The sequence below is a fragment of the Microbacterium hanjuni genome (assembly GCF_043556395.1).
Taxonomy (GTDB): Bacteria; Actinomycetota; Actinomycetes; order Actinomycetales; family Microbacteriaceae; genus Microbacterium.
The window spans coordinates 1,460,519-1,471,930 of sequence record NZ_JBIGIK010000001.1 but is presented as its reverse complement, the minus strand read 5'-3'; the positions used below and the strand labels follow the sequence as shown (position 1 = coordinate 1,471,930).

Genomic DNA, 11,412 nt, shown 5'->3' with positions numbered 1-11,412 from the left:
TCGGGCGGCCGCTCGCATCCGCTTCTTGCGCGTGGACAGGGGCAGCTCTGCTACGCGGCCAAGCGGAACTCGCCGCGACCGGCGTGAACCTCGGTACCGCCGCGCAGCCGCTCGGCCACCGCCGCGGTCAGCTCGAGCAGGGTCGTGTCGAGTGCGGCTCCGACGGCCGCGAGCATTTCGCTCGACGGTTCCTTGCGACCGCGTTCGATCTCGGAGAGGTACTGCGCCGACATCGACGCCCGGCGGGCGACATCGAGCAGGGAGTCATGGCGGTCGTGCCGCAGCATCCGCAACTGCTCCCCGACGAGGTGCCGCCACAGCGGTTGGGGGTCGAAATCGGAGCGGTCGTGGGCTTCGTCTGAGGGCGCGGGGCTCATGCGCCCCAGTCAACCGCGCCGACCCCGATGCGGCGGGGCGTTCCGCTCACAGCAGACGCGGCGCGGTCAGTTGCACGATCTGCTCGACCACCAGCTCCGGCCGCGAGAGGAAGGGGTGGTGTCCGGTCGGCAGCTCCACCGAGCGGGTGGCCCGGGCCGCGTGGAAGCGCTGCAGCTCGACCGAGGTGCTCCGATCCTCGCCGCACACGAGGTACGTGGAGTCCACTCCCTCCCAGCCAGCGGCCGTGGTCGGCGTCAGGAACGCGGCTAGGTCCTGCGCGGTGGTCCGTTCCCATGCCGCGCGCCCGGTCGCAGCATCCGCGTCCTGCAGGAACCGCGCGGCGAACAAGGCTTCGTCGTATCCGGCCAGCCCGAGGGTGCCGTCGCCGTTGTCGCGGATCGTGACCGGATCGCTCTCGCCGCTCATGATGACCCCCTGCGACTGCCCGACGTCGGGGAGGTACGACGACACGTAGAGGAGGTGCGCGACGGCCGGATGCTGTCCCGCTTCGGCGATGACGGTTCCGCCGTAGGAGTGCCCCACCACGATGGCCCGATCGACCTCGTCGAGGTCACGGCGCAGCTGCGCCGCATCGGCGACGAGGCCCCCGCCGCGCCCGTCGGTCTCGCCGCACGAGGGGAGCCCCACGGCGCGACTGCGAATTCCCGTCCGCTCGAGCAGCAGGTCGGCCGTCGGTTTCCACCACCACGCGCCGTCGCGAACCAGGGCGCCGTGTACGAAGAGCAGTTCCATGGCTCGACCGTACGGCTGCGCGCCGGCTGGTGCACCAGCATCCGCTCACAGCAGCGAGGGCCGGTGCCCGGGCATGAAACCCAGCCCGGACGCACGAATCGCGCCCGGCGAGCGAAAGCCCGGGCGCGATTCGGTTCAGCCTTACAGCGTGGCGGTGTCGATCACGAAGCGGTAGCGCACGTCGGAGGCGAGCACGCGCTCCCACGCCTCGTTGATCTGGTCGGCCGAGATGAGTTCGGTCTCGGGCGCGATGCCGTGCTCGGCGCAGAAATCGAGCATCTCCTGGGTCTCCCCGATGCTGCCGATCCCCGATCCCGCGAAGGAGCGGCGGTTGCCGAACAGCGTGAACACGTGCAGCGGCAGCGGCTGGCCCGGAGCGCCGACGTTCACCATCGTGCCGTCGAGACGCAAGAGCGAGAGGTAGGCGTCGAGGTCGATGACCGCGCTCACCGTGTTGATGATGAGGTCGAACTCGTTCGCCAACGTCTCGAACGTCGAGGCGTCGCTCGTGGCGTAGTAGTGGTCGGCGCCGAAGGCGAGGCCGTCGTCCTTCTTGGACAGCGACTGCGACAGCACGGTGACCTCGGCGCCCATGGCGTGGGCGATCTTCACGGCCATGTGGCCGAGTCCGCCCATGCCGACGACGGCGACCTTCTTGCCGGGGCCGGCGTTCCAGTGCGCGAGGGGGGAGTAGGTCGTGATGCCGGCGCAGAGCAGCGGAGCTGCCTTGTCGAACGGGATCGACTCGGGAACCTTCAGCACGAAGTCCTCGACGACCACGACGTGGGAGGAGTATCCGCCCTGGGTGATCGTGCCGTCGCGGTCGACGCCGGCGTAGGTTCCGGTGTTGCCCTTGAGGCAGTACTGCTCGAGTCCGGCGAGGCAGTTCTCGCACTCGCGGCACGAGTTGACCATGCAGCCGACGCCGACGCGGTCGCCGACCTGGTGCAGGGTGACCTCCGAGCCGACCTCGCTGACGACGCCCACGATTTCGTGGCCGACGACGAGCGGGTAGGCGACGGGTCCCCAGTCGCCGCGCACGGTGTGGATGTCGGAGTGGCAGATGCCGGCGTACTTGATCTCGATCAGCACATCACGCGGGCCGAGGTCGCGGCGTTCGATCGTGGTGGCTTCGAGGGGTTCGGTGGCGGACGGGGCGGCGTAAGCATTCACGGTAAGCATTGGTTCCACCGTACGTCGGCGCCGGAAGGGCTGGGAGTGACTGGCATTCCTCCCCAAAGCCAGCTACGAGCCCCGAAGCCGAATGGGTGTCCCTGCACGGGCCCCGCGCATCGCGGCCGATCGGCGCAGACTGAACGCGCAGCTCCCCGAAAGGCTTAGCGATGACCGAACCGATGACCGACACCGTCGAGAACATCTACGCCTCGCGTCAGGCGGATCTCATCGACAGAGAGCGGATGCTGACGCTCCGGCTCATCGCCGAAACGGCACCCGCCGGTTCGTACTGCCCCTTCGGCGAAGCGAGTGTCGCCGTGGTCACCGGGGCGGGAACAGCGACGGCGAACGGCATCATCTGGTCGGATCTCGAGTCCGATCCCGAGCTGCTCGTGGAGGCCATCGCCGCGTTCCCGCACATCGCGGCGCCGTGGGGCGTGCAGGTGCGCGGTCGCGTGCCGCACGACATCCGCGCCATCGCCGAGTGCAACGGCCTGCTCGGCGAGATGGTGCTGCCCACGATGGCGCTCTCGCTGACGGGCTGGACGCCTGATGATCGTCCGGGCGCGACGGTCGACAGCATCCATCCCTCGCAATCCGCAGCGCTTGCCCGGGCGATCTCGGCCGGCAAGGGCGCGAGCCTCGCCGAGGCCCAGCCGTATGCGACCTGCGATCTGTTGGAGCGGCCCGAAGTGTCGGCCGCGGGAGTCTGGACCGGCGGCGGCCGACTCGCGGGCGCCGGACTCTCGATCACCATCACCCCTTCGGTCGTGGGGTTGTACGCGATCTCCACCGTGCTGCCCGGCCGGCGCCACGGGCTCGGGCACTCGATCATGCAGCACCTGCTGATCGAGGCGCGGGAGAAGGGCGCCACGACCGCCTACATCCAGGCGAGTCCGATGGCGCGCCCGCTCTGCGAAAGCATCGGCTTCGAGACGGTGGAAGAAGTCTCCTACCTCAAGTGAGGCGTCCCTCCATCGTTGCTGTGTGTTCATGATGGTGTCGCTGAGCGGCGGGGTCTGCGCCAGAGCGTCGGCGCACAATGGCTGAGCTGCTCACCCGAAAGGCAGGCCACCGATGACCGACACACTCGAGAACACGTACCTGGCAGATCTCGTCGACGAAGAGCGGATGCTGGCGCTGCACCTCATCGCCGAACTCGCTCCCGCCGGTTCGTACCGGCCCTTCGGCGCGGCGAGCGTCGCCGTCGTCAGCGGAGCGGGCACCGCCACCGCGAACGGGATCATCTGGTCGGACCTCGAGCCGGACGATCACCTGCTCGCCGACGCGATCGCCGCCTTCCCGCACATCGCCGCGCCGTGGGGCGTGCAGGTGCGCGGGCGCGTGAGTGATGCGGTGCGCGAGATCACCGAGCGGGCAGGCCTGGCCGTCGAGATGACCCTCCCGACGATGGCCCTTCCCCTGGCCGAGTGGACCCCCGACCTCCGTGCGAGCGCACCCGTCGAGCGGATCGAGCCCGCCGAGGCCGATGCCCTCGCTCGCGCGATCGCGGCCGGCATGGGCGGAACCCTCGCGGAATCGGCGCCGTACGCCTCGCGCGCTCTGCTCGAACGCCCCGAGGTGGTCGCGGTCGGCGTGCGCACCCCCGAGGGTGAGTTCGCCAGCGTCGGGCTCTCGATCACCGCGACTCCGTCGCTCGTCGGGCTGTACGCGATCACCACCGTGCCGCCGCTCCGGCGCCAGGGCCTCGGGCTCGCCGTCACCCAGAGTCTGCTGACCGCGGCGCAGGCGAACGGCACGGCGATGGCCTACCTGCAGTCGAGTCCGACCGCCCGCTCGCTCTACGCAAAGATCGGTTTCGACACGGTCGAGGAGCTCACCTACCTCAAGTAGCGGGCGTCAGAGCGGATGCTTCGGTCACCGTCGCCGCCGGAAGGTCGATCGTGAACCGCGTACCCGCCGCGGCGGAGCTGTCGATGAGCACGCTGCCGTGGTGGGCGTGCACGACGTTCTGCACCTGCGTGAGGCCGAGTCCGAACCCCTGGATGGCGCCGCGGCGCGCCTTGTCGGTGCGGTAGAACCGGTCGAACACGCGTGTGCGTTCGGCGAGCGAGATGCCATGCCCGGTGTCGGAGACCCAGATGCGCACGCGGTCGTCGTCGGCGTCGAGGCCGATGGTGACGGCTCCGGTCGCCGGCCCGTGCTTGAGGGCGTTCGCGATCAGCTCGCGCACCGCTTCGCGCAGGAACGCCGGCTCGGCGAGGATGGGCGCGTGCGGGAGGTCGAGCACCTCGAGCGTGACTCCGCCGTCGGGCAGCTGTGCCCGGGCGGCAGCGACCGCCTCGGTCACCACCTCGCGAGCGTCGACCACGTTCAGGTGCAACGACTCGGTGGTGTCGGTCGCCGCCAGCAGCTCGCGCAACCGGGTGGTGAGCCTGTCGACGTTGCGCTGCACGGCCTCGAGGCTGCGGCGCAATTCAGGATGCTCCTCGCCGAGCGCATCGCCGATCAGTTCGGCGTAGCCGGCGATGTTCGTCACGGGCGTGCGCAGCTCGTGCGAAACCGTCTTGAGGAACTCCTCGCGGAGTTCGACCGCGAGGGCGAGTTCGGTGACGTCGTTCATGATGATCAGGGTGCCGATCGCCTCACCGTCCCCCCGGGTGACAGGGCGGGCAGAAGCGGCGACCGCCATCTGCACGTCGGGCGGTCCGATCCATTCGACCTCGTTCGAGATCTCTTCGCCTTCCAGAGCCCGCGTGACCACGCGTCTCTCCGGGGCGACCGGGGTCGCGCGGTCGGCACCGAGCACGTGCTCACCCGCGTAGGGCGACTGGTCGACCTGCACACCGAGACGGTTGGCGATCCCGCGGGCGGCCGTGTTGGTGAGCGCGAGTTTCTTGGAGGTGTCGAAGAATCCGACGCCCGCGTCCATGGTGTCCAGGATGCTGCGCAGCAACACCGCCCGGTCCTCCGCTTCCTGGCGCGCCAGCTCGAGGCGCGCGCTGGCCGCCCGCACGCCACGGCTGCTCTCGGCCAACTTCTGCGCGGCGATGTACACGACGAGGGCGATGGCCGAGACGAGCAGGGGCAGCATCACGATGTTGACCCATTCGCCGCCGGCCGGAAGCCGCCCGAGCAGCACGTAGGGGAGTGAGGTGATGACACCGGTTCCCAGGATCGCGCAGATGATGCCGAGTCGTCCGAAGCCGTAGGCCAACCACAGCACGGGGAACATGACGAGCGTCGTCACGGCCGGAACATGCGTGAGCGCCTCGACGGGAATGAGCGCGACGGCGCCGACATCGATCAGGGCGACGATGATGAGCGCCTTCGCGGGGAAGCGTTCCCACGGGATGATGATGCCGGCCAGCGTGGCGATCAGCACCAACGCCCAGGCCGTCAGCAGCGGCGGTTCGACGACCAGGCCTGGCTCGACGATCGCCAGCCCGATGGCCATCACGATCGTGCTGGTGAAGAAGGGGAGTTGCGCGCGAGCCCACACCCGCAGACGACCGCGGGGCGTTTTCGATTCTTCGAACAGCGGCATCGGGGCCCCTTTCGCCGGTGTGCGAACACTAGTCGCGCTCGCCGAATCCCGCGCCCCCCTTTTGATTCCCCCTACGCTGTGCTCGTGCAGACACTCTCGCGAATCACCGACCAGGCCGACTTCACGGCACTCAACTCCGTTTCGGGCCTGTTCGGGCTCGTCGTCTACATCGTCATCGTCGTCGCGCTGTGGCGCGTGTTCGAAAAGGCCGGCTTCGCCGGGTGGCTGGCCATCATCCCGATCGTGAACGTGTTCTTCCTCGTCAAGATCGCCGGATTCTCGGGCTGGTACACGCTGCTCTACCTCATCCCGATCGTCAACATCGTGTTCCACATCATCGTTTCACTGCGCACCGGCAAGGCCTTCGGCCACGGCGCGGTGTTCTCGATCGTCCTGCTCTGGATCTTCGCCGCCATCGGCTACCTCATCATCGGCTTCGGCTCCGACCGCTACGACAAGGCCCGCATCCCCGCTTGACCCGCGCCTCCGGGCGGGCGGGCGGCGTCGCGAATCGAGGGGATGACGGAACGAGAGGATGCTTTCGCCCGAAATCGTCCTCGATCCCCGGCATCTCCTCGAAATCCGTCGCCGCGCGCGGCCCCAAGCGAAGAACGGCCCCCCAGCGGCCCCGAAGCAAAAGAACGGCCCCCCGGCGCAAGCCAGGGGGCCGTTCCGCAACAAAGGGTCAGACGATAGCGGCGCGCAGCTCGGCGGCTGCCGCGCCCACGTCGTCGGCGTTGTAGATCGCTCCGCCGGCCACGGCCACGCGGGCGCCTGACTGCTGCACCGAAGCGATCGTCGAGGCGTTGACGCCGCCGGCGACCGAGAACGGCACGCCGGATGCTTCGCCGTCGCGCAGCAGGGTCGAGAAGGTGAAGCCCTCTTCGACCTGCTCGTCGAGGCCGGCGTGCATCTCGACGAACTCGGCGCCGAGCGCGACGACCTCTTTGGCGCGGCCGGGCTTGTCGCTCACACCGATGAGGTCGACGACGATGCCCTTGCCGTGCTTCTTCGCGGCCTTGATCGCACCGGTGATGGTGCTGTCGCCGGCGACGCCGAGTACGGTCACGAGGTCGGCACCGGCCGAGAAGGCCACATCGGCCTCGAGCTCGCCGGCATCCATCGTCTTGAGGTCGGCGAAGACGATCTTGTCGGGGTGGGCCTCTTTGATGGCCGTGATCGCCGAGATGCCCGCGCTCTTGATGAGCGGGGTGCCGAGCTCGAGGATGTCGACGTGCGGCGCGGCAGCGGCGGCCAGGTCGAGTGCGGCCTCAGTGGTGAGGGTGTCCATGGCGAATTGCAGTTGCATGGTGGTTCCTTTCGAGGGGGGTCATTCGAGGTTGGAGTGGCGCGGCCAGAGCTCGTCGGCACTCGCCCCGGATCGTTTCCACAGGGCGTGGAAGAGGGCGTCGCCGAGCAGCACGACGGTCTGCTCGAAGAGCCCGCCCGCGTACTGCTGCGAGGCGGTCTCCGAGCGGTCTTGCTTGCCCGCCGCCGGCACGACGATCGTCGCGGTGGCAAGCGCCGCGAGGGGAGAGGATGCTGCGGTCGTGATCGCGACCACCGGGGCGCCCACCTCGACCGCGGTCTCTGCGGCGGTGAGGATCGAGCTAGTGGTTCCCGATCCGCTCGCCGTCAGCAGCAGATCGCCGGAGGTGATCGCGGGCGTGGTGACCTCACCGACCACGTGCACGGTGAGGCCCAGGTGCATGAAGCGCATCGCCGTCATCTGCAGGGCGAGACCCGAGCGGCCCGCGCCGAGTACGAAGACGCGGGGGGATGCTGCCACCAAGTCGGCGACGCGGTCCAGGCTCGCGGGATCCGCCGCGAGCAATCGGGCGACCACGGAATCGAGTTCGTCGGTGATCGTGCGCAGCGCCGTGCCCACCGCGGTCTCGTGCTCAGCATCCATTTCTCCAGCGTGCGCGCCCGCCGCCGAGAACCGCCCCGCCCGCCGGGGGAGTCGTACCTGGCCGAAAGAACAGGCCTACCCAACAGGGTAGGTTCGGGGCATGAGCGACGTCAGCACCCTCCCGTCTCCGGCCGAGCGGCACAAGGCGGCCGAGCACGCGCTCAGCGTCGCCGAGCAGGCGGATGAGCACGCGATCACGCTCGAATCCATCCTCGCGATCCTGCGTTCGACGCGCCTCGACGATCGCGCCGCGCGCACCCTCGCGATCGAGGCGGCGACCACGACCCTGGTCGGGCTGCGGATGGCGACCGACCACCAGCGCAGCAGCACGGTCGAGCCGGTGGTGGGAGCCTTCGCGCGGCTGCGCACCGACCTGCACCCGCTCGTGCGGTACGGCGACCTCGATGTGCAGTTCGTCGAGCCACCCGCCACCGGCCGCGCGCTCCCCGGCGAAGTGGCGCACGCCGCACGGGCGATCGTGCGCAGCGCCGTGCTGGCGCTCGTGGATCAGCGCGAGACCAGGCGCGTGCGCATCCAGTGGGACTGCGACGGGCTCAACCTACTCATCGGCGTGCGTGACGACGGCACCGGCGAGCTGACCGCGCACGATGATTCGCTGCGCCCGATCGTTGAGCGGGTCACCGCGCTCGACGGCGTCGTGTCGGTGTCGTCCACGCCCGGGTGGGGTTCGTCGATGGACATCCGCCTGCCGCTCGATCCGCCCGCCGAGCCCGAACCGCTGTCCGAGGCCGTCTCGCTCTCCGATCGAGAGCGGGAGGTGCTGCGCCTCATCATGTCGGGCGCGCGCAACCGCGAGATCGCGACGCAGCTGGCGATCAGCGACAGCACCGTGAAGTTCCACGTGTCGAACCTGCTGCGCAAGGCCGGCGCCCGCAGTCGCGCCGAGCTCGTCGCCCTCGCCCGGTAGAACGAAAGAACGGCCCCCCGGCGATGACGCCGAGGGGCCGTTCGTGAATCAGACTCAGCCCGCGGCGAGCGGACCGAACCCGGTCGGTGCGGTACGCGCGTTCGTGGCCTGCTCGAACGAGTACGCGAGCCCCAGCAGCGGGCCCTCCGAGAAGTCGCGCCCGAGCAACTCGAGGTTGACGCCCGCGCCCGGGATCGACTCGGTGGCCGATGCCTGGCCCATCGGCACCGAGACCGACGGCAGACCCGTGTTCGGGCTCAACCGCAGGTTGGTGCCCTGGGTGTTGTACGGCGTTCCCGAGGGGTAGATCATCGCATCGAGGTCGTTCGTGTCCATCAGGCCGGTGACGTACACCTTGCCGTCGGCGAGGACCTTCGTGTGCGAGCCCTCGGGGCCGGCCCACGCGGTGTAGGTCTCGGGAGTGACCGCGTTGCGCTGGTTGTACACGTTGCGACGCGAGTTGACGAAGCGCCCGCTGTCGAGGATCGCCGTGAGGCTGTCGGCGGTCACGGTCGGGTTCAGGTAGTCGTCGATGTACTCGTCGAGGTCGTGCTTGAACTCGTTCGTGCTGCCGCTGCCTTCGTTCAGCACCGTGTTCAGCTGCGCCGACCCCGGCACCTCGACGACCGTCGCGCCGAGCGCGCGCAGTTGCGTCAGAGTCTCGTTCCACAGCCGCACGGTCGTGGCGTTCGTGCCGACCATCGACGCGACATACCCGATGCGCGTGCCCGTGAGCGAGTCCGCGTCGAGGTACGAGGCGTACGAGGCCGGAACCTTGCCCTGCTGACGCGAAGTCACCGCGTCGTCCGCGTCGACGCCGATGACGGCGTCGAGAGCGACGGCCGCATCGGTGACCGAGCGGGTGATGGGGCCACCCGTGTCTTGGCTCAGCGCGAGGGGCACGATGCCGGCGCGGCTCGCGAGACCGACCGTGGGTCGCACCCCGACGAGCTGGTTGTACGAGGCGGGAACGCGGATCGATCCGCCGGTGTCGGTACCGAATCCGATGCCCGCGAGGTTGGCGGCGATCGCCGCACCCGTGCCACCGCTCGAGCCGCCCGCGGAGCGGCCGGTGTTGTACGGGCTCGCGACGAAGGTCGACGTGCCGGCCGCCTGGCCGGTCGTGTACTCCGAGACGAAGCCGTACGCGAACTCGTCAAGGCTGGTCTTGGCGAGAATGACCGCGCCGTCCGCGCGGAGGCCCTCGATCATGTGGGCGTCGGTCGAGGTCTGGTTGCCGTCCCAGCATCCGCACCCGGCGGTCGTGGGCATGTCGACCGTGTTGTAGTTGTCCTTCACAGCCGTCGGCACGCCGAGCAGCATGCTCGTCATACCCTTCTCGGCGCGGATGGCGTCGGCCTGCGCCGCTGCCGCGAGTGCCGTCGTCTCACCCACGGTGATGATCGAGTTCAGCGGACGGGTGCCCGAGATCACGGTCTTGTCGTAGGCCTTGATGCGGTCGATGTAGTCCTGGGTCAGTTCGACCGAGGTCACCACACCGGCATTCATCGCCGACTGGATCTCGACGACGTCGGCCTCGACCAGTTCGAACGGTCCGTCGTCGTAGATGATGCGCTGCGAGAGCTCGGCGAGGTCGGCGACATCGACCGTGCTGTCGGCGTCGACGTCGAACTGTGCGAGCTCGTCCCACAGGGGGTCTTCCGCGGTCGCACCGATGGCCGCGGCGACCAGAGCGAGGTCGTCGGCCGTCACCTGCTCGTCACCGGTGAGATCGAGCTCGGTGTAATACGGCGCGAGGAATACCGCGGTCGTGGGGGCGGGCGCCGGAGCTGCCATCGCAGCAGGAGCCGCGATCACACCACCGGCGACGACGGTCGCGAGCGCTGCGGCAACGGCGAGGCCGCGCCGAGTGGATGCTGTCACGAGGGAGCCTTTGCTGAGGGTCGGGGAGGAGAAGGGCGAGGTGACGCGTGCGCGGGTCATTCGGACACCGCCTGGCGGCGACGGATCACGAGCACGACGCCGAGCGCGATGAGCACGACGGCTCCCGCTCCGGCGAAGAGCCACGGGGTGGCGTCGGCACCGGTGTTTGCGAGCGGCTGCGACGGGTCGTCGCCCGAGACAGCCAGCGGCAGGCCGGTGGTCGACGGCGAAGCAGACGGTGACGCCGACGGCGAAGCGCTGTCGGACGGGTCGGGCGAGGGCGACGGATCGGGCAGCGCCGTCAGGGTGACGTCGACCGGCAGGCCGAGGACGGCACCGGACTGCGTGATGGTCTCGCCCGTGGAGCTGACCAGCTCGGCAGAGACGAGTTGGATGCTGGTGTCTCCGCCGCCGAGGGCCGTCAGCGAGAACGTGCCGAGCACCAGGGGCGTGGCGCTGGTCAGGCCCGGCGAGGTGCCGAGACGCGTGTGGGTGAGGAAGACGGCGTCGGCCGACGCGCTCGCCGTGGTGAAACCGCCGGCCGGTCCGGTCGCCGTAGCGGGGTCGAGCTGGAGCAGCGCCCCGTCGACCGCGAAAGTGAGGTCGTAGGCGTAGAGGTCGGTCACGCCCGTGGCGCTGACGGTGACCTCGATGCTCTCGCCTTCGGTGGCTTCGGTCGGGTCGACGTCGAACGTGATGACCGCGGTCGGGGGAGCAGCGAAGGCGGCCGGTGCGAGCACCGTCGAGCCGCCGACGAGGGCGAGCGAGGTGACGAGCAGGGCGATTCCGCGCGCGTGAGCGCGGCGGATCCCTCGTCGGGTGGGGAATGGAGACATGCGAAAGCAGCCCTTCTTCGGGTAGAGGGACTGCAGA

The 11,412-nt window shown here is 69.4% G+C and carries 12 protein-coding genes; 4 read left to right on the top strand and 8 right to left on the bottom strand.

Annotated features, from left to right (window positions below):
* Positions 1-50 precede the first annotated feature (50 nt).
* The 3 genes from ACFXP5_RS07135 to ACFXP5_RS07125 form a co-directional block, all read right to left on the bottom strand.
* Positions 51-377, bottom strand: coding sequence for a helix-turn-helix domain-containing protein (locus ACFXP5_RS07135; RefSeq protein WP_394544093.1), 327 nt, complete (start codon positions 375-377; stop codon positions 51-53).
* A 46-nt stretch (positions 378-423) separates the two neighbouring features.
* Positions 424-1,131 (bottom strand): alpha/beta hydrolase, encoded by a 708-nt coding sequence (locus tag ACFXP5_RS07130; protein ID WP_394544092.1) that lies wholly within the window; start codon positions 1,129-1,131, stop codon positions 424-426.
* A 141-nt stretch (positions 1,132-1,272) separates the two neighbouring features.
* Positions 1,273-2,313: an NAD(P)-dependent alcohol dehydrogenase gene (locus tag ACFXP5_RS07125; protein ID WP_394544091.1), complete on the bottom strand. Its 1,041-nt coding sequence runs from the start codon at positions 2,311-2,313 to the stop codon at positions 1,273-1,275.
* A gap of 161 nt (positions 2,314-2,474) precedes the next feature.
* Between ACFXP5_RS07125 and ACFXP5_RS07120 the strand changes: the two genes are divergently transcribed.
* Both ACFXP5_RS07120 and ACFXP5_RS07115 read left to right on the top strand, forming a co-directional pair.
* Positions 2,475-3,272: a GNAT family N-acetyltransferase gene (locus ACFXP5_RS07120; RefSeq protein ID WP_394544090.1), complete on the top strand. Its 798-nt coding sequence runs from the start codon at positions 2,475-2,477 to the stop codon at positions 3,270-3,272.
* Between the two features lie 112 nt (positions 3,273-3,384).
* Entirely contained in the window at positions 3,385-4,161 is a 777-nt protein-coding gene (locus ACFXP5_RS07115) for a GNAT family N-acetyltransferase (protein ID WP_394544089.1), read from the top strand.
* Here ACFXP5_RS07115 and ACFXP5_RS07110 read toward each other — a convergent pair.
* A complete protein-coding gene (locus ACFXP5_RS07110) occupies positions 4,154-5,815 on the bottom strand; it encodes a sensor histidine kinase (RefSeq protein ID WP_394544088.1) in 1,662 nt (553 codons plus the stop codon). The genes ACFXP5_RS07115 and ACFXP5_RS07110 overlap by 8 nt on opposite strands.
* A gap of 84 nt (positions 5,816-5,899) precedes the next feature.
* Here ACFXP5_RS07110 and ACFXP5_RS07105 point away from each other — a divergent pair, with 84 nt between their 5' ends.
* The gene (locus tag ACFXP5_RS07105) at positions 5,900-6,292 is read left to right on the top strand and encodes a DUF5684 domain-containing protein (RefSeq protein ID WP_394528233.1); all 393 of its coding nucleotides are present in this window, start codon (positions 5,900-5,902) and stop codon (positions 6,290-6,292) included.
* Between the two features lie 208 nt (positions 6,293-6,500).
* Here the strand turns inward: ACFXP5_RS07105 and hxlA are convergent, their stop codons facing one another.
* Together hxlA and hxlB are read right to left on the bottom strand one after the other, a co-directional pair.
* On the bottom strand, positions 6,501-7,124 hold the full coding sequence (hxlA, locus tag ACFXP5_RS07100) for a 3-hexulose-6-phosphate synthase (protein WP_394528232.1): 624 nt from the start codon (positions 7,122-7,124) through the stop codon (positions 6,501-6,503).
* Between the two features lie 21 nt (positions 7,125-7,145).
* Complete coding sequence (hxlB, locus tag ACFXP5_RS07095; protein ID WP_394544087.1) at positions 7,146-7,727, bottom strand: 6-phospho-3-hexuloisomerase; 582 nt, start codon at positions 7,725-7,727, stop codon at positions 7,146-7,148.
* Between the two features lie 100 nt (positions 7,728-7,827).
* Here hxlB and ACFXP5_RS07090 point away from each other — a divergent pair, with 100 nt between their 5' ends.
* Positions 7,828-8,655 (top strand): helix-turn-helix transcriptional regulator, encoded by an 828-nt coding sequence (locus tag ACFXP5_RS07090; RefSeq protein ID WP_394544086.1) that lies wholly within the window; start codon positions 7,828-7,830, stop codon positions 8,653-8,655.
* A 54-nt stretch (positions 8,656-8,709) separates the two neighbouring features.
* Here the strand turns inward: ACFXP5_RS07090 and ACFXP5_RS07085 are convergent, their stop codons facing one another.
* Entirely contained in the window at positions 8,710-10,599 is a 1,890-nt protein-coding gene (locus tag ACFXP5_RS07085; RefSeq protein ID WP_394544085.1) for an amidase family protein, read from the bottom strand.
* The gene (locus tag ACFXP5_RS07080; protein ID WP_394544084.1) at positions 10,596-11,375 is read right to left on the bottom strand and encodes a cohesin domain-containing protein; all 780 of its coding nucleotides are present in this window, start codon (positions 11,373-11,375) and stop codon (positions 10,596-10,598) included. The genes ACFXP5_RS07085 and ACFXP5_RS07080 overlap by 4 nt, the downstream gene beginning before the upstream one ends.
* Between the last annotated feature and the right edge of the window lie 37 nt (positions 11,376-11,412).